We start from the raw sequence: 26,784 nt of genomic DNA on the forward strand, positions 1-26,784 counted from the left end.
TTATTGCCCTGGCGGCTTTTCGTTGATCATCACCACGGACTCTGTGTTTGCCACAGAAATTCTGATCTGAATTGGGAACGCACCTGCCGGAACTTCATTGGCAGTGAACGTTTTGTTAGCCGCGTCGTAGCGCAACCAGTTGGGCAGTGGCTTGCCATCCATTTGTGACATCTTCACAGGCGCATCGGACGTGTGGCCCGCCACGGCGTGAGGATCCAGCGCAAAGCTAAAGCTCTTGCCGGGTGAAGCGGCCTCTGGAGACACCTGCACTTGAATCACACCGGTTTGGGATGTGCTCGGTGCACGGTTGACCACCACGGACACCGTGCTGCTGCCTGTGCTGCCTGCCACGCGCAGCGGTGCATTCACCACATCACCACCTGCGCGTACGCTTGCCACCGTGCTGACCACGGTGGTTTCAGCGCGCACCATCAGCACGCCTGAGTTCACCGCATTCATCAACTGTGGGTGGTTGATCATGATGATCCCACCCTTGAAGTACAGCGCACCCAGCCACAAGTTTTTGGGGTTGAACAGGTCAATCTTGGCATTGCCCGCATCAAAGTCCACGTCTTTGCCAGCTTTCAACGGGCCCGATTGGATGATGTCAAATCCCCCGCTCTTGGCGATGAGCTTGCCGGTGTAAATCGAGTTCGTGCCCAAGTCCAACTGGCCTTGGCTTTGTAAATCGGTGGTCAAGCCCACACTCACCTCGCCCATGCTCAAGGGGCCGCTGGCCGTGAGTTTCAAGGCTTGCGGCGTGCTGGCCGACACGCGGTCACCAAAACTGTTGGCGACATCGGTCAGCGTGATGTTGCCTGCTGGCGTAGCCAAGTTACTCGTGCCCGCAACGACCAAGGGGCCTGTTTGGGTGATGTCACCCGCCGCGACAGTCGCTGCCAAATTGCCAGTCACGGTACTGGCACCCAAAGCGAGCGCGGTGTTGGTGTTTAGGGTGGCGTTCATCGCACTCACCGTCACGGTTTGCGTCAAGGTATTGGCTTGGTCTAGCGTCACGTCGCCTTGAGTGGCGGACAAGGCGCTGGTGCCCGCCACGCTCAGAGGTGCGGTTTGCGTGATGTTGCCTGTGGCGGCTGTCACCTGTGCATTGCCTGTGATGGTGCTGGGGCCCAAGATCAAGTTGTTGCTGCCGACCAACTGCACATCGTTGGCCTGCAAACTGATGACGCCACCAAACTGGTTAGGCACATTGGGCAAGGTCACATTGCCTGTGCCTGCATTGATGTTGGTGGCACCCGTCACACGCAAGGCTGCATTGGGGGTGCTGTTGGTAGGCGCTTGTTGCACCACGTCACCACCGTTGGTTTGCACGTTCAAGCTACCGCCCACATTGGCAGAGCCCAAGTCCACTTGCTGGCCATCGGTGGTCGCTGTCAGGCTACCTGTCACAGTGGCTTGGCCAAACGACACCGTGCCTTGGGTGCTGCTCATGTTCAAGCTACCCGTGATGTTGGCACCGCCCAAATTCATGTCATCACGGCTGACCAAGGTCAAATCCCCTCCCGTGATGAAGGCCGAGCCTAGGTCAATCGAGCCACTGGGCGCGCGCAACACCATGGGGCCTGTGTTGTTCACACGGGCCAATTGCAAATCGCCGCTGGTCGCGACGGAGGTGGAGGTGCCTTGCAAGGCCAGCGTGCCACCAAAACTATTCAAGGCATTGAGCAAGGTGATGGTGCCTGTGCCTGCTGTGACCGATGTGTTGCCCGTCACCACAAACTGCCCCGTTTGCGCCACGCTGCCGCCACCAGTTTGCACCGTCACATCGCCCGTCACCGTCGCGGCACCCAAAGACAACGCGCCGCCCACGCCTAAGCTATCGCGTGTGTCCACACTCACGCTGCCCGAGGTGGAGATGCTGCTGGTGGTCAGCGCTGCGCCTTGCGTGGCCAAACTCACCGAGCCACCGCTTTGCAACGGCGCCAACGACAGCGGTGCAGTGACCTTCACTGCCACATTGCGCCATGAGCCGTTGTTCGTTTCGTTGAGCGTGAGCAAGCCGGTCAAGCGGTTGTCTGTGCTGCTCAGTGCTGCGTCTTGCTGGGTGCCTGTGTCTGCCGTGAATGTGCTGGTGCCGCCCACCCACACATGGGTGCTTGTTTGTTGCGTCACACCCGTCGCCTGGGTGGTCACGTGCAAGTTGCCGCCAATCTCGATATCTGCCAACGCCAGTGCGGTGGCTGCCTTCAAATTTAAATCGAAGGACGATGCACCATCTGCAATGCTCACAAAGTGCAAGGTATCAGCGCCCGACGTCAGCGTGGTGTGGCTGAGCAAGCGCATCGCGTCGTTGTAGGTTTGTGCCCCAGAAGTGGTCACCTCCCCGGCATCCATCGCCACAGAGCCTGGGGCGTCTGTGGTCAAGCGGGTCAATGCGTTGCCAGCACCCACCGCACCACTGAAGCGCGTCACCCCTGCCGTGTTGAGGGTCAAGCCGTACGCCCCATTCAGGGTGCTGCCAAAGCTGATGTCACCCGAAGCCGTGCTGGTCAAGGTGGTGTTGGCACCCAACACCATCGCTTCGCCATAGTTTTGTGCGCCTGTGGTGGTCACGCTGCCGCCGCTCATCAGCACGCGGCCAGCGGTGGAGGCGTCAGTGGTCAAGCTCGTCAAAGCGTGCGTGGCGCCCACGGTGTCGAGGAACGTGGTGTCGCCACGGGTGTTGATGGTCAAGGCATAAGCACCATCGACAGCACCTACAAAGCTCACCCCACCCGCTCCACCGGTCAGCACTGTGTCACGCATCAATGTGGTGGCCCCGCCGTAGCTTTGCGCGCCCGAGGTGCTGATGGTGCCTGCGTTCAACACGGCTGCGCCCACCACGCTCACATCACCTGCGCTCACTACGGCATCGTTGAACGTCACCACACTGCCAGTGAACGTGGTGCTGCGCTGCAAGCTCACAATTTCGTTGAAGGTCTGAGCACCGGTGGTGCGTACCGTGGCCGCGTCGATCAACACCATGCCACCCGCATTGGTGGTCAGGCGGGTCAACGCTGTACCCGCTCCGATGTCACCACCAAAACTGGTGGTGCCTGTGGTGTTGACAGTCAAATCAAAGCCACCATCCACAGTGCTCAAGAAGGTCACGAGTGCAGCATCTGCATCCAACACCGTGTTCTTCAACAAGGTCACCGCACCGTCGTAACTTTGTGCGCCATGCGTGGTCACGGTGGCGCCGTTGAGTGTGGTGGCGCCCACCACATTCAAACTGCCTGTGCCTGTGACCGCATCGTCAAATCGGATGGCAGAACCCGTGAGCGTGGTGTTGCCACTCAGGGTCACCAGCTCTGCGTAGCGTTGTGCGCCTGTGGTGGTCACTCGGCCCCCTTGAATCACCACGGTGCCGCCTGTGTTGGTGGTGATGCTGCTCAGTGCCGCACCGTCACCCACAGCGCTGCCCAAGGTTGTGACGCCTGTGCTGTTGAGCACCAAGCTGTAAGCACCATCCACCGTGCCGCCCAACGTGATGAGGCCGCTGCCTGCGTTGAAACTGGTGTTTTCAGTCAGCGTCACAGGCGCAGTGCCCAACACGATGGCTGCGTTGGTCGTGTTCACAGTACCCGCTGCTTGAACAGCAGCAGGTGCAGTAGCGGTCAAGCCACCGGCAAATGTCAGCGTGTCACCTGCAGCATTGCCCAACACCAAGTTGCCTGTGTTCAAGAACGTCGTAGCTGTGTTGGCGGCACTCACGTTTGTGGCTGCACCCAGCAACTCAAGGTGGTAACCGTGCGCTGTGGAGGTCAGCACAGGCGTGCTCAAGTTGTCTGCAAAGCGAATGGATTGGCCAGCCACGGTGTCACTCAACAGCACGCTGGTGCCTGTGGTCACAGCGCTGCTGAAGGTGGCGCCATTGCTGTTGGTCAAGGTCAAGGTTTTGAGTGAGGTGGTTTGTCCCACCGCACCTGTCACGCTCACAGCGCCGGTGGTGCCTGCATTCAAGCTGAGCGATTCGGTGTTGGCTGTGGTGCCGTTGACCGAGCCACCCAAGGTCAAGCTGCCGCCGGCGGTGTGGAGGGCCACATCCGCTGTGAGTGTGAGCGCGGTGTTGCTGTCGCCCAAGCTCATCGCTGCGTTGGTCGTGTTCACAGTACCCGCTGCTTGAACAGCAGCAGGTGTAGTAGCGGTCAAGCCACCAGCAAATGTCAGCGTGTCACCCACTGCATTGCCCAACACCAAGTTGCCTGTGTTCAAGAACGTCGTGGCGGTATTGGCTGCACTCACGTGTGTGGCTGTCCCCAGCAACTCAAGGTGGTAACCGTTGGCTGTGGTGGTCAGCACAGGTGTGCTCAAGTTGTCTGCAAAGCGAATGGTTTGGCCAGCCACGGTGTCACTCAACAGCACGCTGGTGCCAGTGGTCACAGCGCTGTTGAAGGTGGCGCCATTGCTGTTGGTCAACGTCAAGGTTTTGAGTGAGGTGGTTTGTCCCACCGCACCTGTCACGCTCACAGCGCCGGTGGTGCCAGCATTTAAGCTGAGCGATTCGGTGTTGGCTGTGGTGCCGTTGACCGAGCCACCCAAGGTCAAGCTGCCGCCGGCGGTGTGGAGGGCCACATCCGCTGTGAGCGTGAGCGCGGTGTTGCTGTCGCCCAAGCTCATCACTGCGTTGGTCGTGTTCACAGTACCCGCTGCTTGAACAGCCGCAGGTGTAGTAGCGGTCAAGCCACCGGCAAAAGTCAGCGTGTCACCCACTGCATTGCCCAACACCAAATTGCCTGTGTTCAAGAACGTCGTGGCTGTGTTGGCTGCACTCACGTGTGTGGCTGTACCCAGCAACTCAAGGTGGTAACCGTTGGCTGTGGTGGTCAGCACAGGCGTGCTCAAGTTGTCGGCAAAGCGAATGGTTTGGCCAGCCACGGTGTCACTCAACACCACGCTGGTGCCTGTGGTCACAGCGCTGTTGAAGGTGGCGCCATTGCTGTTGGTCAAGGTCAAAGTGCTCAACGGCGCTGTGTTGCCAATCGCACCGCTGACCAGCACAACGCCATTCGTGCCCGCGTTGATCGTCACCGCTTGCGCGTTGTTGGTGCTGCCATTGAGCGTCTTGGCAAACGTGATGTTGGCCCCTGCTGCCAAGGCACCGTTGTTGGTGGTGTCAAACGTGGTGCTGGCCGCTGTGACCACTGCATCGTCGGCGATGTAAATCGAGTTAGGGCTGCTGGTGCGCACCAAGCCACCGCTGAACGTGCTGCTACCAGCGGCGTCTGTTTCAAAGTGCGCAGGTGCCGTCACAGAGCCAATGGCACCGGTGTACGTGGTGTTGCCACTGTCAGCCACCACCACGCGTGATGTGCCATCTAGGGTGCTGCCAAATGTCATGCCCACGCCGGTGAAGGTGGTGTTGGTCGTCGCAGCACCACCCACGGTCACGCTGCCGTTGTAGGTTTGGGTGTGGCTACCAGCGTTGACGCTGCCGCCGTTCACCACGGTGGCGCCGTTCACTGTCAAATCACCTGCGGCGGTCACACCCTTGCTGAAAGTGACAGTGCTGGCAGTCAAAGCGCTGGGGCCACTGAAGCTCACTGGGCTGGCAAAGTCTAGGGTAAAGCCGCTGCCGCTCAAGCTGCCGTTAACGGTGGTGGTGGCTGTGCCACTGTCCAAACGGGTGTTGGCCAACAAGGTGGTGGTCTGCCCTGCTTGGCCCAGCGTGATGGCTTGGTTGGGCGCACTGAGTGTGCCGTCCAACTGCAAAGCGCCAGTGTTGGCGAGGTGGATGCCATTGGCCACGGCGATGTTGCCACGCAGGGTCAGCGCAAATGGTTGAGCGGCCACGGTGAACGTAGGCGTGGTCAGGCCAGCGTTGAAGGCAATGGCATGGGCATCCACGGTGTCGGTCAACACCACGCGGGTACCGGTGGTCACGGCGCTGTTGAACGTGGCGGTGTTGCTGTTGACCACTTCCAAGGTTTTGAGCGCTGCGCTGCCACCCACCACACCTTGCACGGTGATGTTGCCCGAGCTACCTACGTCCAGTGTCAAGCTGCGCGTGTTGGCCGTGTCACCGTTGACGGTTTGCATGAACTTCAAATCACCGCCGGTTTGCACGGCCACGTCAGTGAAGACTTTCACGATGTCGTTGAACACCGCGTTCGTGGTGACGTGAATGCTGCCTGCTTTGAATTGGGTTTCGCCCGCTGCCGTGGTGGTCGAATCGGTGGTCAAGCTCAGCAACGGCGTGGTGCCGCCGATGATGCCGCCCAACACTGTGGTGCCGCTGTCGCTGAGGGTCAGTGCTTGAGCGCCGTCCACAGTGGACATCAAGGCCACATTCACACCTTGCAGCGTGGTGGCCGCGCCCAAATTCAACGCGTCGTTGTAGGTTTGCACGCCTGTGGTGCGCACGCTACCGCCGCTCATGACCACGCTGCCAGTTGCATCGGTGGTCACGCTGGTCAAGGCAGTAGTACCACCCACAGCGCCACCAAAGGTGGTGATGCCCGAGGTGTTGACCGTCAAGTTCTTCGCGCCATCGAGCGTGCCGCCAAACGTGATGGCGCCAGTTGCTGTGCTGGTGAGCGTTGTGTCTGCACCCAAGGTGGCTGCATCGCCGTAGCTTTGTGCGCCTGTGGTGTTCACCACGCCACCGTTGATGGCCAAAGTGCCCCCTGCATCCGTGCTGAGGCTGATCAACGCCACCGAGCCACCCACTGCGCCTGTGAACGTGGTCGCGCCCGATGTGTTGACAGCCAAGGTGTGAGCACCGTTCAAAGTGTTGCCAAACGTGATTGCGCCATTGCCTGTGCTGCTCAGCACGGTGGCCGCGCCCAAGGTGGCCGCTTCGCCATAGCTTTGCGAGCCCGTGGTGTTGACCACACCACCATTGATGGCCATGGTGCCACCAGCATCGGTGCTGAGGCTGGTCAACGCTGTGGTGCCACCCACTGCGCCTGTGAACGTGGTCGCACCCAATGTATTGACGGCCAAGGTTTGTGCGCCGTTCAAAGTGTTGCCAAACGTGATGGCACCACTGCCTGTGCTGCTCAACACAGTGGCTGCACCCAAGGTGGCTGCTTCGTTGTAGATCTGTGCGCCCGTGGTGTTGACCACACCACCGTTGATCGCTACTGTGCCGCCCACATCGGTGCTGAGGCTGGTCAATGCAGCGCTGTTACCCACAGCACCTGTGAAGGTGGTCGCACCCAATGTATTGACGGCCAAAGTTTGCGCGCCATTCAAGGTGTTGCCAAACGTGATGGCACCACTGCCTGTGCTGGTCAACACAGTGGCCGCACCCAAGGTGGCGGCTTCGCCATAGCTTTGTGCGCCAGTGGTGTTCACCGAACCACCGTTGATGGCCACGGTGCCGCCCACATCGGTGGTGAGGCTGGTCAATGCAGCGCTGTGACCCACAGCACCTGTGAAGGTGGTCGCACCCAATGTATTGACGGCCAAGGTTTGCGCACCGTTCAAGGTGCTGCCAAACGTGATGGCGCCACTGCCTGTGCTGGTCAGCACAGTGGCCGCACCCAAGATGGCCGCTTCGCCGAAGCTTTGCAAGCCCGTGGTGTTGACTGCGCCGCCGTTGATGACCACCGTGCCAACCGCATCGGTGCTGAGGCTGGTCAACGCAGCGCTGTCACCCACTGCACCCACAAAGGTGGTGGCCCCTGCGGTGTTCACCGCCAAGGTGTGCGCGCCATTGAGCGTGCTGCCAAACGTGATGGCACCACTGCCAGTGCTAGCAAGCACAGTGGCCGCACCCAAGGTGACTGCGCCGTTATAAGTCTGCGCGCCTGTGGTGCTGATGGTGCCGCCGTTGAGTACAGAAGCGCCATTGAGCGTCAAGCCGCCTGTGCTGCTGAGCGCTTGGTTCACCGTGATAACAGGCGCATACACCGTGATGGGGCCTGCAATGTCGACCAAGCTGTTCAAGGTCATGTTCGTCAAGTTGCCCGACTTGCCCAACGTCAAACCGCTGAGCGCGGTGTCGTAGGTGTAGTTGGCTGTCACCGCGCTGGCAAAGCTGCTGGTGGGCTCAATCGTCACCGTGCCTGAACCTGTGAAGCCTGATGTGGCGGGTGCTGTGTTGTTGGCAAACACGACGCCCCCTGCACTGCCCACGCCTGTGGCACCGGTGTAGCTGTTCACGCCAGTCAGGGTGAGTGTGTGGCCATCGCGTTTGTTGAGTTGGCCTGCGCCGCTGATGGCGTTGGCCACCGTCACATCGGCGTTGTGGTCAAAGTTGAGTGTGGTGCCTGCGGCAAGGCTGACGGTGTTGGTGCCCAAGGAGGCAGAAGCGTCAGTGCCATCACCCACATTCAAAGTACCGCCTGAAATAGTGGTGACGCCCGTGTAGGTGTTGGCACCTTGCATGACCCACTTGCCCGTGCCGGCTTTGGTGAAGCTGCTGATGCCTGCGTTGTTGGCCAACACGGGAGTCATGGTGTTCTCGCCAGTATTGCTGCCGGTCAAGGTCAGCAAACGATTCGCTGTACTGCTGTAGGCCAACGCGCCGGTATTGGTGAACACCAAAGCGCCTGTGCCTGAAGCATCTACCGTGGCGCCGCTGTCGCCCAAGGTGAACAAACGGTCGGTGCTGGTGGCGGCGCCTGTGTACTTGAGCGTGGCGTTGTTGATGACCAAGTTAGCTGCCGCGTTGGTGGACTGGCCAATGTTGCTGGCCACGCCGCCATCGGCCAAGCTAGACACAGACAAGGTGCCACCTTGCAAGTTGGTCACACCGGTGTAGGTGTTGGCCGCGCTAAGTGTGAGCGTGTTGGCTGCGTACTTAACCAAGTAGCCCGTGCCACTGATGGTCTTGCCAAAGGTGTAGTCCGCTGTTTGGTTGAAGCCCAAGCCGCCGTTGTTGACGACATCAGTCACGATGGAACCCGTTTGGTCCAGCGCCAAGAAACCTGCGTCAATGGTGGTGAGGCCGCTGTAGGTATTCACGCCACGCAAATACATGGCACCTGCGCCCTGCTTCACCAAGTTGGCGTCAGCGCCAGAAATGATGCCCGACAAAATGCTGCTGCTACCGCTGTGGTCCAGCGTGAGCGTGCGGCCTGTGGCCAAGCTGATGTTGTAGGTGCTGTTGACGTTTGCGCCACGCAACAACACATCACCGGTGCTGGTGTTGCTTGTGCCGATGGCGCTGTTGAGCGTGATGTTGCCGCCGTAAATACTGATGGGGCCATTGACGGTGTTGGTTGAAGCCCAAGTGATGTTGGCTGTGTTTGTCAGGCTACCCACCGTCAGTGCACTCAAGCCAGAGCCCAACACCCAGCCAGTGCTGTTGACTGCGCTGGTGAAGCTGGCCGAGGTGGGTGCAATCGTCAAGCTGCCAGTGGTGTTGGCATAGGTCAACGCACTGGCCAGCGACAAGCTGTCGGCTGTCATCAAGATATTGCCTGTGGCAGACGTCACCGCACTGCCAGCTTTAGAGCCCAAGTAAATGGCGCTGGCGGCGTTTTGAAAGCTGATGCTGTTAGTACCTGCATCGATGCGAATATCACCCGTGTTTGACAGCGCGTTCATCACACCACCGCCCCACTGGCTACCCACTTGCAGACCAGCCACACCGGCTTTGGCGCGACCAGACAAGGTCACACCGCCACCGTTCGTGGCATTCATTTGGAAGTTACCTTCAATCACCGCACCTGGGTCGTTGGTGGCCACGGCATCGGTGATGACACGAATCGCATCCGCACCTGTATTGGCAGAGCGCAACTCAAACACCGCATTGGGTAATGCAGCGGGGTGCAAGCCTGGCAAGAAAGCCACGATGCCTGACGACTTGGCGTTGATCAAAATCTGCCCCGTGCCTGAGTTGATCGTCGAGTTGTCAAAGTTCACAAAGCCAGAGCCACTTGCAGCGCCATAGCCGTACAACGACACATCACCACCGCCAGAAGAAATTTGGCTGCGCTTGAGCACAATGCCGCCCAGCCAATTAACACCACCTGCAAACGCCACCGATGTACCGCTGGCGGCATAGCCATCACCCACGGTCAAGCCGTGCCATGTGCTTTGGCCGTTAGGTGTAGCACTACCACCCAACCACACATGGCCACCCACGGTGGTAATGGTCGCGCCTGTATCGAGCAACACCATGCCTGCGCTGTTGCCGCCATCGCTGTTGGCCCAATACACCGTGCTGCCGCCGTTGGTCAGCACATCCACATTGGCCGCTTGGTTGATGTCACCGGCCGACTTGAACAACATCGCGGCATTGGCTGCGCTGCTGGTGATATCTGCACTCAAGTTGAGGGTGCCGCCGTATAGGCTGATGGGGCCATTGATGGTCAACGGTGCATTGACGGTGACGGTGGCTGTGTTGCCATCACGGCCCAAAGTCAAACCTGTGAGCGAGCTGCCAAAGCTGTAAGCACTGCTCGATAAAGTGCTGCCAAAGCTGCCTGCCAACACGGGCTGAATCGTCACAGTGCCATTGCCTGTGAAAGCACCGGGTATCACGGGCAAGGTGTTGTTGGTAAACACAATGCCACCGCCTGCGTCGCCCGTGGCTGTGGCACCGGTGTAGGTGTGTGTGCCGGTGAGCGTGAGCACATTGGCACCCAGCTTGGTCACCGTGCCAGCACCGCTGATGTTGCCCACGTACGCGGCTGCGTCTGAGCGGCTGAACACCAAGCCTGCACCAGTTGCCACAGCTGCGTTGCCGGTGATCGAACCCGCAGTGCCTGCATCACCCACTTGCAAGATACCGGCGCTCACAGTGATAGCACCGGTCGATGTGTTGGCACCCGTGAGCTTGACCGTGTTGGCCTGTTGCTTGGTCAAGCTGCCCACGCTGTGCACGCCTGTGAAGGTGTAGTCGGTGGTCGAGTTGAGCAACAAACCACCCGTGGCTTGCACATTGCCTGAGAGCAATCGCCCTGCACTACCGCCATTGCCGATGCTGATGGTTTTGCTGCCGCTGCCCTTCAAATTGGCAATGGTTGAGTCGCCCAACACGTAGCCTGTGGTGCTGTTCGCGCCGCCCATGAACAAGGTGCCTGCGCCCGTGATGTTTTTGTAATACAGGCTAGCTGCACCTTGTGTCGCATCTTCAGTGACAGTCACGCCCGAAGCCACATCAATGTTCATGGCATTGGCGGCCGTGTCACTGCCAATGAACCAAAGATTGAAAGAACTCACGCCATTGGTCAAGGTGAACTTGGCCGTGGCCTCACCTGCGGCACGCACCACCAAGCTGCTCATGTCGTGGCCCGTGAAGGTCACATCGCCCTTGATGTAGTAGCTGGCACCTGAGCCTCTCGGCGTCATCACGTTGGCGATAGTCAAGCCTGCGCTGCCGCCGTCCACCACCACGGTGGTCGACAAGTTGGTATTGATGCCACCCGTGGTCGTGATGGCATTGCTACCGATGTTTTCAAAAATGCCGCTGCCTGTCACGCTGAACGCGTTGGCGTATGAGACGGGCGCTGTGGTGTCAAAACTCAAGCGACTCGCCACAGACACACTGCCTGTGCCTAAGGCATTGGCAGCACCACCCACAATCAAATTGCCAGTGGACACCGTGGTGACACCCGAATAGTTGGTATTGGCCCCCGTCAAGGTCAACGTGCCCGAACCCGACTTGGTCAAACCACCCGTGCCCGCGATGATGCCGGCGTAGTTCACGCTCTTAGACGCATCCACACTGAACGTGCCACCACTGCTACCCAAGGTGATGCCTCGGTGGGTGTTGAGCGTGAATGTGTCTGTGGCTTGCAAGGTGCCGCCGTTGAGTGTGATTTTGTCGGCCACGGCTGTACTTGGCACTGCGCCCAAATGGGCATCCGAAGCCACAGCCAAAGTGCCGCCGTTGATTTGAATCTTGCCCTCATGTGCGTGGGCGTAGCTGCTGGTCAATGTGCCGGCGAACGTGCTGGGCAACACCGCCACACCGACGTTGCCGCCGTCAGGCAGCACGCCTGTTTGACCCAAGGCACCGGTCACAGCCCAGTTGGACGCGTCGGACCAAATGCCAGCCCCTGTCCCTACCCAAGTGGCCGAAGCCAACTGAGAAATCGTGGCATTGGCGTTGCCCGAAACCGTGTTGACGGTGTAGTTGTCTTTGTCTGCACCGGCCAACACCACGCCACTCACCACCACTTGTTGGGTGCCCACATGGCGATCTGCAAACGTGCCCGTGGCCGAGGTGTAGCTCACCACGTCATTGGTTTCCAACGTAGCCAAGCTCACTGTGCCGCTGAAGGTGGCGGTGGTGTTGCCGTCGTACACCTTGTTATCCACGATGAAGCCCACCAAGTCGACGCTCTTCTTTTGCACCGTCAATTGGCTGCCACCGGTTTGGCTAGTGGCATAGCCCAACTTGGCCAAGCCATCGGTCAAGGTGTAAGGCGTGGCGCGATAGTTCAACTTGGTGCCTGTCGAATACGTTGCGCCTTCAATGATCACGCCCAAGCCCGACACGCTCTCGTCACCGTTCACTGCTGTGCGCAGCGTAGACAACGCAGATGTGCCATCGGGTTTCAAGCCAGTCAGGGTCAACGTGTGGTCAAAGCCATACGTCACGGTGAGGCTGTCGATGTGGGTCGTCGCCGTGGGTTGCTCGCGGTAAATCGCGTTCACCACATTGGGGCTCAAAGCCCAGGTGTAACGGACGGCTGATTCGTCCGAGTTGTACCGGAAGCGGCCTGTGCCACTGCCCACCAAGGTGGTCAAACCGGTGCTGCCCGACACGCTGCCACCCATCAAGCGAATCACGCCGTTTGTGCCCGCCGTGATCGTGGGCGTGCCTGAAATAAGAACGTTGCCACCCGTTGCTGTGCCCGCTGCAGTGCTCTTGCCCGCGTTGAGCAACACGGCATTGGCGGTGGTGCTGGTGGTCACCACATCGGCAGCCACCGTCAAATCACCGCTGAGTGTTTCGATGCGCACATCACCCGTGGCTGTGACGCCCGTGGGGTTGACCGTGCCAATCGTCATGGCGCCGCTGTTCGCATACGTCAGGCTGCTCACACCGCTGGCGGCGAAGGTGGCCACGTTGTTGCTGGTGTGGTCCAAGGTCACCGCGCCGCTGAGCAAAGCCAGTTTGTCTGCCGTGATGAAGCCCGATGCGCCATCGGTGATGGTGGTGCCCGTCAGCTTAACGGTGCTGTTGGTCGCGGTCAGCGGCGCGTTGATCGCCAGTGCTCCGCCGTAAACGGTGATGGGGCCATTGACAGTCAACGCTTGGTTGATCGTCAACGCTTGTGTATTCAACGGGCTGCCAAAGACAAAGCCACTCATCGTTTGGCCGTTGGCGTTCAAACCGAACTGACTGCTGTTGAAAGCTTGGACAAACGACCCCGTGCCATCCACACCTTGCACGTTGACCGCACCTGTGGTGCCCACCGCAAATTGGGGCGTTCCTTCAAGGCGCTTCAAATAAACCGTCACATCCGACGCGCTGGTGTCTAAGCCCGTCACCCCCGACTTAGAACCGAAGGTGATGGGTGTGGTGGCCGCATAGATGCCATTGGTGGCATCCGAGTTGAGCCAACGAATGGGGCCTGAGACGGCCAACACGTCCACCGGGCTATAAATGGCCGAGCTCCAATTGCTTGACACACCGCTCAGCGTGATACCACCCAACGCGGCGGTGGCATAAATTTTGGTAGACGCGCCGCGCAGCGACAGGCCATGACTGCCACCACTTGTGCCTGTGCCCACGATCGAAATGGCATTGGCCGTGGTGTTGCCAGACTGAATGACCGTTTGCGTCAGCGTATCTGATGCGTAGGGTGATGTACTGTTCACCCCGAAGGCAACGCCGTAGCGCGTAGCTTCACCGCTGAGGTTGATCAGTCCTGTGACAGAAGTGATGTTGAGGGTGCCACCGCCTGTGGTGAGAACACCCATCTGTGTGTCGCTTGGTGTTGCAGCAGCGTCGACAACACCCACCACATCCATACGGCCGCTGGTGGTGGTGAGGTTGCCAGAGGTCGAGGCTGACAACAACACGCCCACTTTCAAGTCAGACGAACCGCGCAACATCAGGGCGCCCGCACCCGAGTTCAAGCTAAAGCTGCCCGTGGTCGAAATGCCAGCGGTGCCCACACCACGGGCATAGCCATCGGGTGTGCCATCGTTGGCAGTGCCGCCATTGGCACCATCGTCAGCACCACCCGCCAACACCAAGTTGCCACCGCTGGTTTGCACCGATGCACCACTGCCCAAAGAAATATTGCCAGCACCCGAGCTGTCGCTGTTGGCCCACAACAGCGCATCGCCGCCGGTCGTGGTGATGGACTTGCCACTGCCCAACACGATGTTGCCCGAAGCCTTGAGCAACACATCGCCCGCGTTGCCACCCGCCGTGGTGTTGAGGTTGCCGTTGATGTCAATCGTGCCGCCGTAAATTTTGAGGGGGCCTGACAGGGTCAAGTTAGAACCCAACGTGATATTGGTCGTTGAGTCCGGTTTTCCTAGCGTCAATCCAGAAATGCTGCTGGCAAATGTGTAGCTGGGCGTGAACGATGCCGCGGTAAAGGACGCACTGCTTGGCTCAATCGTCACGGTGCCAGCGCCTGTGAAACCGCTGGTGGTGGGTGCCACATCGTTTTGGAACACCAAACCGCCGGCCACATCGGTTGCGCCGGTGTAGGTTTGCGCGCCTGTGAGGGTGAGCGTGTTGCTGCCGAGTTTGCTCAAACTGCCTGCGCCAGACATGGCGTTAGCCACCGTGGTAGCCGCTGAATGATGGAACGCCAAGGTGTCCACCACCGTGACCGCGCCTGTGCCCAAGGTGCCTGTGCTGCCGCCATTGCCAATTTGCAAGGTGCCTGCGCTCACGGTGGTCGCGGCGTAGGTGTTGGCGCCGGTCAACTTCAACGTGCCTGCGCCCACTTTGTTCAAGTCGGTGCCGGTGATGGGGCCTGCCCATGTCACGCTGCTGTCGGTCGCGGTGTTGAGGGTGCTGCTGCCCACCAAGGTCAAACCACGGTGGGTGCTGGTGGCCGTGGTGAACACGGGGTAGAAATACAAGGTCGCGTTGTTCACCACCAGTTGTGCGGCTTGCGTGCTGGAGGGCGCGGCACCTAAGTTGCCATCGCTGCTGATGGCCAAGCTGCCTGCATTCACATAGGTAGCGCCGGTGTAGGTGTTGGTGGCACTGAGCGTCAAAGCCCCTGCACCTTCTTGTTTGACCACGCCCGTGCCCGAAATCACATTGGCAATGCCAATGGCGTTGCTGCGCTTGAACACCAAAGTGGCGTTGTTGACGATGTTCCCACTGCCTAAGTTGCCCGTGGTGGTGGCGTTGCCCACTTGCAAGGTGCCTGCGCTGACGGTAGTGGTGCCGGTATACGCGCTGCCACCGGTCATCACCAAAGTGCCTGCACCGGCTTTGCTCAAACTGCCTGCACCGTTGAACAAGCCCGCCATGGTTTGTGTGGCGCCCGTTGCGATGTCTAAGCCCAAGGTGCCGCCCACGGTCAAGGTGGTGCCTGCTGCGCTTTCAAAGCCGCCGAGTGTGGCGTTGTTGTTGACCACCAAAGAACCGTTCTTGAAATTCAGGTTGCTCAACGCCACCGAGTCTTGGTACGTAATGCTGTCCACCAACACAATGCCCGACAAGGCACCCGCGCTGCGGCCTGCCACGCTGTCATCAAAGCTGATGGCGGCACCGCCTGCACCACTGGGCACCAGCACGGTTCGCACGTTGTTCAAATCGGGCACCACGCCGGTGAGCGACAAGTTACCTGTCACCGCCCAGTTGGCTGGGTTGAACCATTCACCCGTCGCGCCGCCCACCCAAGTGACCGAGTCCAAACGCGTCACATCAGCCGATGTGCTGCCAGTGCCCGACACCAAGTAGTTGGTGGCATCGGTGCCCGCCAAGGCCACGCCGTACACGCTGATGGTTTTGCCTGCGGCCACGTTCTTGTCGGCAAAGCTGGCCGTGCGGTTGATGTCAAACACATCGCCGCTCACACGGTTGTCGGTGGTGGTCACGGTGGCCACGGCGGTGCCGTCATAGGTGCGGTTCACACCGGTGTAGCCCACGGTCAAGTTGCGCAGACCAATACTGCCCGCACCTGTGGCACTGGTGGGCAAGGTGTAGTTGCTCAGCGTGGTGCCGTTGTTGGCCGTGAAGTCTGCATCAGCCAACGTGGCCGTCACGCTGTTGGCTTCCAACACGTTGCGGCTGTTGTAAGCGCCCAGCGTTTGGGTGATGGAGGCGCCTTCGGTCACACCCCCCACCGTCACAAAACCTGTGAGTGTGTAGTTGGCCGAGGTCAACGCGGCATCCGTGTTGCCGTCATAGGTTTTTTGAATGCTGCCGGTCAGCGCCGCAGACAAAGCCTTGGGCGTGATGGTGGCCGATGCGCTGCCGGTGCTGGCCACGCTGTAGTTGGCCGCATCGGTGCCGCCTAGGCTCACACCTGTGACGTTGATGCTCACGGGCGCCACGTTGCTGGCGTTGTCATACGCCACGTTTTTGTCAACGAAGTTGGCGGTACGAGAGACCGTCAACACGTCGCCGTTCACATAGCCGTTGGCCGAGGTCAGGCTGGTGGTCACGCTGGCGTCTAGCAAACCGTCGTACGTTTTAGTCACACCGGTGTACGCCACCGTCAAAGCGCGTGGTGTGATGTTGGCTGTCGCGCTGCCCGTGGCCACCACGCTGTAGTTGTTGGCATCTGTGCCGCTCAGGCTCACAGCGCTCACGCTGACGGCTTTGGCGGTACCCACGTTTTTGTCGGCAAAGCTGGCTGCGCGGTTGATGACGATGTCATCCAAGGACGCGCCCACACTCAGTCGGTCATCGCTGGTGGCGACGGTGGCCACTGTGCCGCCGTCGTACACGCGGTTGTCACCGGTGTAGCTCACCGTCAGCACGCGTGGGGTGATGTTGGCGGATGTGCTGCCCGTGGCGGCCACCGTGTAGTTGCCCGCATCGACCGATGTGACGCCTGATGGGTCGCTCAAGCTCACACCGGTCACGCTGATGGTTTTGCCACCGGCCACGTTCTTGTCGGCAAAGGCGGCTGTCCAGTTGACGATGAAGTTATCACCCGCCACGCGGTCGTCTGCGGTGGTCACGCTGGCGGTGGTGCCTGCGTCGTACACCTTGTTGACGCCGGTGTAGCTGAGGGTCAAAGCACGCGGTGTGATGTCGGCACTGGCGCTGCCTGTGGCGGCCACGGTGTAGTTGATGGCGTCGGTGCCGCCCAAACTCACACCGCTCACGCTGATGGCTTTGGCGGTGCCCACGTTTTTGTTGTCGAAGTCAGCGCTGCGGTTGATCGTCAAGGTGTCGCCTGCCACGCGGTCGTCGGTGGTGGTCACGGTGGCGGTGGTGGCGCCGTCATACACCTTGTTCACGCCTGTGAAGGAGGCGGTCAGTGCACGCGGCGTGATTTCGCCATCTGTGCCAGTGAAGGTGCTAGCGGCTGTGCCGTTGCCATCGGTCAACACATAGTTGGGGGCGTCTGCACCGCCCAATGCCAAGCTGGTGAAGGTGTAGGTTTTGTCGGCTGCGCCTGTCACGTTTTTGTTGGCATAGGTGCCCACGCCACTGAGGGTGACGGTGTCGGTCACAACAACGCTGTTGACCGTGCCGCTCTCCAAACCTACAGGCGCCAAGGTGTAGCTGCCTGCGGCGGTGTTGCCGTCGTACACCTTGGTCACGCCGGTGGCGCTGGCCGTGACTGCCTTGGGCGTCACTTCATACCCACCCACCACGTTGATGGTGTTGCTGAAGTTGCCACTTGTTGTGCTGATGGCCGTGGCGCCCACGGTGTACGAGCCCACTTTCAGCGTGCCCGATGTGCTGTTGACACGGTTGCTTGCGCCCAGCGTGAAGCTGCCCACTGTGGCAGACCCATCGGTGACGGTCACTTGTGCACCACTGACCGTGGCGTAATTCGACCCCAACAAATCAGTCACTTGGTATGTCGTGACACTGCCGACTGTGGTGGACGACATATAGCCCGCCGCCGTCAGTGTGTAAGTGGGCGCACTGCCGTAAATCGCGCTGATGTTGGCTACCTTCACCAACAACTGGCCCACGGGCACGATGGTGTAGTTGCCGTTGACGAAGGTGATGTTGTAGTTGTTGGACGTCACGCCCGCGGGCACCAACTTGCTGGCGTAAGGGCCAGCTGCGTCTTGTGTGTCCACGCTGTTGGCGTCTGCCAACAATTGAACGCTGCGGTCACGCGTCACTGCCGCAGTGCCTGTCAACACCGCCGACGTTTGTCCACCCACAAAACCGCTGTAACGCACACCCGCGTAGCTGGTGTCATCGGCCAGCGAATAGAAACGCGCATCGTTGTTGGCCGTCACGGTCAAAGGCGCTGGCGTGATGGTGGCGCTCGATGCCGCCCACACCAAACGGTAGTTGGCCGCGCGTGCGCCTGTGAGCTGCACACTGCCTTGGTCCACCGACACGGTGCCTGCATCGGCACTGCTGAACACGGGGCGACCCGTCAAGGTCATGCCACCTGAGAGCAACTGATCTGCCGCCAAGGCATCGGTGTAGCGCTGGCTGTTGTTGGCGCTGGTCACGGCCAAGCTGCCGTAGCCTGTGGCACTGCCCGACAAAGCAGGTGCGACCAAGGTGGTGGCGTCATACACCTTGCTCAAGCTGGCATCAGCGGGCAGTTGCACATCCAGCGGCGCGATGTGCGCGGTGGTGCTGGCCTGTGAGGTGACTGTGTAGTTGCCCACATCAGCCCCGCTGTAGCTGCTGGTGAGCGTGACGGTTTTACTTGTGGCTGCGTTCTCATCGCTGAACACGCCAGTGGCGGTGACGTTGACCACGTCATTCAACACCAAGCCCGTTTTCACCGCACCCAACACGGACACATCAGCGGACGTGGTGTTGTCGTACGTTTTATCAGCCGCTGTGATACCGCTGATGGTCAACGACTTGGGTGTGATGTTGGCTGTGCTGGTGGCTTGGTCGGTGATGGCGTAGTTGTCTTTGTCGGCACCGGCGTAGCTGCTGGTGAGCGTGACGGTTTTGGCTGTGCCCACATTTTTGTCGGCAAATGCACCGGTGGCCGAAGCCGTGACCACATCACCGCTGATGAGACCCGCCAAAAACACATTGGAGGCATCGACCGTGGCAACCAAGCCGCCGTCGTACACACGGTTGTTGGCGACAAAGCCCGACACGGTCAACGCCTTGGGCGTGATGGTGGCCGTGGTGGTGGCTTGGTCGGTGACTGTGTAGTTGGCCAAGTCGGTGCCGTTGTAGCTGCTGGTCAGGTTGACGGTGCGGCCCGTGCCTGCTGTCTTGGCAGCAAACACACCGGTGGCAGACACATGCAAGTCGTCGCCCGTCACTTGGCCATTGAACAGCGCGTTGGCGGTGCTGACGGTGGCGCTGGTGGTGGCGTCGTACACCTTGTCGTTGGCGGCAATGCCTGACACGGTCACGGCTTTGGGGTTGATTTTGGCGCTGGCTGTGAGGTTGCCCACGATGGCGTAGTTGCCAGCTTTGGTGCCTGAGAGCCCTAAGCTCGACGCGGTCAAGGTGACTGTTTTGGCGATGACGGTGCTGCCGCTGTAGGCCACGTTTTTGTCGGCAAAGGTGGCCGAAGCGCCTGTGGTGACCAAGCTGACGTTGGCTGTATCTGCTGCCAACACGCCGCTGAGCGTGCCAAAGTTTCCGATGGTGGCCACCACGCCACCGTCATAGGTTTTGTCGTTTGCTGCCACGCCTGTGAGCGTGAGCGATTTGGGGGTGATCTTGGCAGTGGTGGTGGTAGGGCTGCCCGCGAAGCTGTAGTTGTTCACGTCTGCCCCGCCATAGGTGCTGGTGAATGCCACCACTTGCGCCGCCAAAGCAGCACCGCTGTACACCACGTTGGCGCTGCCATAGGTGCCGGTGGCAGCCACGGTCAGCGCGTCGCCCGCCAGCATGCCGTTGAACACGGCATTGCTTGTGTTCAAGGTCGCTGTGTTGGTGCCGTCGTACACCTTGTCGTTGGCGGCAATGCCTGTGACGGTGATGGCTTTGGCCGTGACGGTGCCGTTGTTCGCGGTGAGGCTGCTGCCCGTGGTCAGGCCGTAGTTGGCCGCATCGGTGCCGCTGAGGGCCATGTTGCTGAGGGTGTAGGTTTTGTTGGTGGCTACGTTTTTATTGGCATACGCGCCTGCGCCGCTGATGGTCACCACGTCACCCGTGACCACACCAATCGGCGTGCCCGACAAACCGGCGATGGTGGTGGTGCCGTCATACACCTTGCTGATGGTGGGCGTGGGCGCAAAGAACTTGGTGGTCACCGTTTGTGAGCCCACCACGTTGACTGTGTTGTTGAAGTTCACCCCGCTCGACAACACCACACTGGCGGGGTCTGCGGCCCACTGATACGTGCCTACATTCAGCCAGCCTGAGGTGCTCTTGGTGCCATTCAAAGCCACGGCGTTGAACGTGGCCGAAGCGCCGCTGGTGTCGGTGATGGTCACCTGCCCTGCCCCACTCACACTGGCACTGCCTGCGCCGGTGTTGAGCAAGTCGACCACGCCGTTGTTGGGCAGCATGTACTTGGCTTCGGTCACGCTGTAAGTGGGCGTGGTGGCGTAGACATTGCTCACCGTGCCCAAGCGCACCAACAACTCATTGGCACCAACGATGGTGTAGTTGCCATTCACATAGCTAAAGCTGTAGTTGGTCGCCGCCGCACCCGAGGGCACCAACACACCGGTGTAGCTGCCCGCTGTGCCCACGCTGCTGTTGCTGCGTGCGATGGTGGGCAAGGTGGTGAGGTTGCTGCTGCTCTCGCCGCTGGCAAAGCCCACATAGCTCACGCCGTAATAGCCAGTGGCGTCGGTTTGGCCTGCAAAGCGGGCATCGTTGTTGGCCGTGATGGTCAAGGCCTTCTTGGTGATGTTGGCGCTCAAGCCCGTGGGCTGGGTCAGCGTGTAGTTGGCCACCATCGCACCGGTGATGCTGTCAGCCGCTGTCACCACCAAGCCCGTGCCCACATTGGCACTGGCAAATGTGCCTGCTTGCACCAAAGTCAAGGCGTCGTTGTTGACCACGCCCACCAAGCTGCCACCGGTCAGCACCGCGCTGGTGGTGGCGTCGTAGGCTTTGTTGGCCACGGTGGTGCCCGTCACCGTCAACGCTTTGGGGTTGACCGTGATGGTGCCGGGCGTGGCATAGGTGATGGTGTAGCTACCGGTCGATGTGCCCGGCGCCACGGTGATGGCATAAGGCCCGCCACTGACCGAGGCCGTGGCCACCAAGCCCAACGACGACACGGTGGGGTTCACGCTGAACACGTCAGCCAAAGTGGGCAAGGTGTACACAGGCGAACTGCCCGAGCTGCTGGTCAAACCCAACACATCGGCGGCCGTGAGCGTGGTGCCATAAATCTTCGTGGCACTGGCCGTGACGGTGACCGACGGCGTACCCGTGAACAAATAGCGGTTGCCCGTAGCGGTCACAGCAGACGGCGCCATGGTGGCGTAGCTGGCATTCCACACCGCACCGTTGGCACTGTTCAAGCTGCCAAACACATCGTTGGTGGGTGCCACGCTGTACACCAACCAACGGCTGCTGGAGCCCGTGGTACTGAGTGCAGAAGCACCCGCGTTGTTGATGAAGTTGCCTGTAGCCGCCAGTGCGATGTAGCCACTGTTTTGGCTGTCGGTGATGGTGGCGCCTGAGTTGATCGTCACATTGCCGCCGGTCACCATGCTCACGCTGTCCACAAAGCTGTTGGCACCACCTACGGTGATGTCACCCGCGTCTGTCGCGCCCAACACGATGGCGCTGAAACCGTCTTTGAACACCGATGTGCCGCTGAACAAACTGTTGGCCAGGCTCAATGTGCCTGAGCCTGAGCCCACACCGATCGTGGCACCTGTGGTGTAAGGCTTGAGGGTCAACTTGCCGCTTGAGGCTACGTTACCCGTGAGCGAAAACTTGTCGCCCACAAGGGTGATGTCAGATGTGGAAGCGCCTGTGTTGATACCCGCTTTCAGGCCCACATAACCCGCAATGTCGACCGCGTTAAAACCTGATGCATAACCACCACCCGTCAGCGTGATGGGACCACCCGTGGACAGCACCGCTGCACCTGCTGGCACCACCACACCTGAGTTTTTAGCGCCGCTACCCGTGATGCTGATACCACCACCGTTGCTGGCTTGAATGCTGGAATAAGCCCAAAGATAAACGCCCCATGCATCGCTGGCTGTGGCATTGCTGGCCACACCATTGAAAGTGATGGCATCTGCCGCCGTAGAAGAAGATTTGTAAACCGAGCTCGAGCCAGCCGACATACTGAGCTCAATGCCGTTGCTAGACCCCGAGGACGATTGCCCATAGCCCCACATGCTTAATTTGCCCGAACCTGCGTCCACCGTCACATTGCTGTGCGCGCGAATGCCGTTGGCGTTTGACATGGCAGGGCTCTCGGTACTGAGATAAGCCGTGTAGTTGGTGGCACTCTTGCCGCGAATGGTGATGTTTCCGCCAAACGAATAAAGCGATACGCCATCCAAAGTCACCCCGTTACCCATGATCGTGGTCATACCCGATGCGTAGCCGCTGGTGCTGAGTGCTGCCACATCAGCCACGTTGCCGCCTGACACCACGATGTTGGCTGCCGTGGTGGTGGTGACGCTGCTGCCCGACTTGAACCACACATAGCCGCCGTTGGCACCATCGCTATCGGCCCAATACGTCACATCACCGCCGTTGGTGGTGACCGATGCGTTGCTGGCTTGGGTGATGGCGCCGCTGGCTTTGAGCAAGATGTCGCCGTTGGCACCACCTGTGCTGGTGTCCAAATTGGCATTCACGTTGATGGTGTTGGCATACACCGAGATGGGGCCTTTGATGCTGGTCAAACCACCCATCGTCACCGTGTCGGTTCGAGTGGTGCTAACCGTTTCTTTACCAATCGTCAGCCCTGTCACACCCGAAGAAACCGCAAAGTCTGTGATGGGCCACGTCACCGTAGAACTGAAGCTATCGCTGTAAGGCTGTACCGTGACCTTGCCTGTGGTGTTCAACTGCAAGCCCTTGCTCGCCGTCAGGCTCAAACTGTCATCGGTGATGGTGATGTTGCTGGTCGAGCTGGTCACATCGCTCAATGCCTTGAAGCCAATCGTTGTGACTGCCGTGTCGGCCTGCAATGTGCCTGCACCAAAACCCGTGATGTTGATGGCGCCGCTGGCCGCCAAAATACTAGCGCTGGATAACTGAATGTCTGTGTTGGCACCACTGCCGTTTAGGGTTACTGAGCCGGTGCCTGTTGCTTCTACCGTAACCGACTTAGAAGCACTGCCAATGAACAAAATACCTCGCTTGTTGGTTGCCAACGTACCCACACCTGTCAATGAGATGTTGCCATCCTTGGTCTTGAACAAGGTGCCAACGGTGGGTGCACTACCCAAATAATTCAGATAAATACCTGACGAATACGTAGCTCCGCTGTTGCCACCCACGCCGTCCAGCGTGATGTTGCCGGTGGTGCCCGCATCCATCGTCAAGCCTTCAATCGCTTTGATACCGGTCGAGTCGCCAGACCATGAACCCGTCGATTTGCCGCGCACTGTGATGTTGCCGCCGCCCGAGTACAACGATGTGCCACTGTTGTGACTCACGTTGAAGTAGCCCAAGGACACGCCAGCTGGTGCAGCCCCCGAGTTATCCACGGCATAGCCAGTAGGCACCACAGTGCCCGAAACCAAGGTGGTGCTGGCACTGCCACCACCCAAGGTAATGGCGCCGCCACCGCTGGCTGTGCTGATCAAGCTGCTGGTGCGGTTGGCACTGGTGCGGCTGTCGATGATGTTGCGGTCTTGCACATAGACATAGCCAGCACCCGAGCCATCGCTGTCGCTCCAAAAGGTGATGTCACCTGCGTTGGTGGTGTAGCTGACATCGCCAATTGAGGTGATGTTGCCTGTGGCCCTTAGCAAGATATCTGCGCCAGAAGCCGTGCTGGTCAAGCTGTTGTTGACCGTGATGTTTCCACCATAAACACTGACAGGTCCAGCCACATTAACGGCTGAGCCAATCGTGATGTCTGCGGTATTACCTGGCTTACCCAAGGTCAACTCAGACACCGCGCTGCCATAAGTGGCATTGGTAAAAGTTTGCGCGCTCGAAAAACTGGTGCCAAATGGCTGCACCTTCACCGTGCCACTGGTGAGGACGGGAGTTGCGCCACCGAAGTTGAACGTATCGCCGATCAACAGCACATTGGACGTGCTGCTGGTGATGGTGGTACCACTGCGACTTGCTAAACGCATGCCGCTTGGCGTTGTGATGCCGCGTGTGCCGCCGTTAGCTGTGATGGTGCCAACTGTGGATAAGACATCTGTGTTTTGGAAGAACAGGCCGTAGTTGCCACCTGCAGTCCCAGTGATCACGATGTCTCCACCGCCTGTGGCCAATACTTCTTTGGGGTTTTCATAGTTGAACACCACGCCATAGTTGGAACTCGATACGCCCGTAATGGAGATGGCCGTGCCAGAGGTCTTATCGGAAATCAGCTGCAAGTATTTACCGGTGCTCGCCGAGTTTGTCGATGGATGAACAAAATTCAAGCCATAGAAATTGGCACTGTTCGCATCCAACACAATGGCGCCCTTGCCTGAATTCAACAGCCACTTGCCGTACTGATACAAACCTGAAGAGAGGCCTGTTCCTGTAGTCTTACCGCGAATCGTGACATCACCACCGCCGGAGTACATCGAGGTGAGCGTGTCTGTTGCCGCTGTGCCCAAGCTCACACCTGATAGCGTGCTGGATGAAGCATAGCCGTCGGGTATGCCGTCGGCATCGGTGTCTGCGCCACCAGCCAACACAATACGGCCACCTACCAAGAGGCCGCTGGTGGTCAAGCCATTGGCCGTGTTGATCGTATTGGCATTGCCCAGCGTGATAGCACCTGCATTGCTTGCGGCCCTGTCACTCCAGAAAACCAAATCACCGTTATTGGTTCTGAAAGTCAGGTTGGCAGCCGTGGTGATGTTGCCCGTTGCATTGAGCAAGATGCGCTCTCCAGCAGCGGTGCTGATGAGGCCTTGGTTCACGGTGAGATTGCCGCCGTACACGCTGATAGGTCCCGACGCCGTAATGGCAGAACCTAGTGTGACGTTGCCTGTGTTGGTGGTCTTACCAACACGTACGCTCGAAGGGTTGCCCGAAATACTCAATGCCGTGGCATCAACGTCAGCTGTGAACGCATTGCCCACCGGCTCCACCACGACATCACCCGTTGTGACCATATTGACGTTGTAGCTACCGTTGGCCACAAAGCCCACTTTGTCAGACTGAATCGTGATGTCTGAGGAACTGGCGGTTGACGTGCCGGTCAGCACGGTCGTTCCATCGCCGCCATAGTAATGTGCGCCCGTGCTGCTAGCTCTCAAATACATTCCACCGTAAGAACCGGTTGTGCCTGCAGGCTGAATGTCTTTCAAGGTAATAGCACCGCTGGCAGAAAGAATGCTCAGGGCGGAGGTTTGAGCCACGATGCCACGAGAGTTGCCGCTCAATTTACCAGCCGTGCCAGTGAGCGTGATCGCGCCGTTTTCTGTCTGAATCAGCCCTGTACCGGCTGTGGATGTATTGAAACCAATGGCCCAAACGTCGGTCGCGCCAGTGTTGCCATTGTTTGAACCATCGCTGGTAATCGTGATGGTGCCTGCGCCATTGGTTTTGATGCTGGCGTAATCAAACTCCATCAGCCTGTCGTATCCGCCTGATGTGCCCGTGGTGGCATAGCTGGCCGTCATGGACACATCGCCCCCTGCTGCATTGAGGGTGGCTTTGCTGGCGGATGTGCCTGAGAGATAGATGCCGTAATCTGCTGCCGAGGTCCAAGGGCTGTTGGTTAACGCGTAAGAGATGTTTGCGCCGCTGGTGGCGACATCCACCCCTGCCGCCTGAACGATTTGCGTACCTTGCAACACAATGCCGCTGCCAGATGTGGCGCCAGCCGTGAGGTCGGCGTTGAGCGTGATCTTGCCACCATACAAAGCAATGGGGCCCGCAATGCTGATAGCCGAACCTACCGTCACAGCCTGCGTGTTCGTGCTACTGCCCAAGGTAAAGCCCGTGAGCGTGCTGGCCAAGCTGTAGATGTTGGTGTTGACCGCGCTGCTAAAAGTGCCGTTGGCTGCTGGCTGGATGGTGACTGCACCCTTGCCTGCAAAGCCGCTGGTGCTGGGCACGGCGCTGTTGGTGTAGGTGACGCTGCTGGCCGTGGCTGTAGACGACAGCGTGGTGAGGCCCGTGTAGGTGGCCCCGCCTGCGAGCGTGAGGCCACCCGTTGCCACCGTCAAAGCGCCCGTGCCACTGAACAAGCCCGAGTAGCTCAGGGCATCGCTGCGGTTAAAAATGAGTGTGCCGTTGTTGATGACAGCGGCATTCAATGCCCCCAAAGAGCCTGCTGTTGCGCCTGTGCCCACTTGCAAGGTACCCGCACTGAGCGTGGTGCTGCCTGCGTAGCTATTGGTCCCCGTGAAAGTGAACTTACCGCCAGACGCTGGGTTGGCCGTGAGCGAGCCCGTGCCGGTGATGTTGCCGCTGAAGGTGGCCTCTAGCGCACCCAAAGTCAATGTGCCATTCGAGGTGAAGGTTTGAACGGTATAGCCCAAGGCACGGCCCGTGCCCGCAGCCACTATGCCGCCTGTTCCTGCAGCTGTGCCTAAATAGCGCACCACTACAAGACCTGAGCCACCGGCGCCGCCCACCCGACCACCAGTGGTGTTGAAAGATGCACCACCACCACCGTTACCCAGGTTGCTGACTGCAGCGACACCCGCACTAGCTGTCGTTCCGCTGCCGCCATCGCCACCCGTGGCGTAAGTCACGGACTGACCAGAAATATC

At 59.5% G+C, this 26,784-nt stretch carries 1 protein-coding gene (only partly in view); it reads right to left on the reverse strand.

The window, feature by feature from the left end; translation table 11 throughout:
• Nucleotides 1-26,784, reverse strand: partial view of a YDG domain-containing protein gene (locus LINBF2_RS06285; RefSeq protein ID WP_281891239.1) — the 3' portion only. The gene runs 6,915 nt beyond the window's last position; the window shows 26,784 of its 33,699 coding nt (coding positions 6,916-33,699); the start codon falls outside the window, past its right edge; it ends in the stop codon at nt 1-3.

The organism is Limnohabitans sp. TEGF004, assembly GCF_027924965.1.
Classification (GTDB): Bacteria; Pseudomonadota; Gammaproteobacteria; order Burkholderiales; family Burkholderiaceae_C; genus Limnohabitans.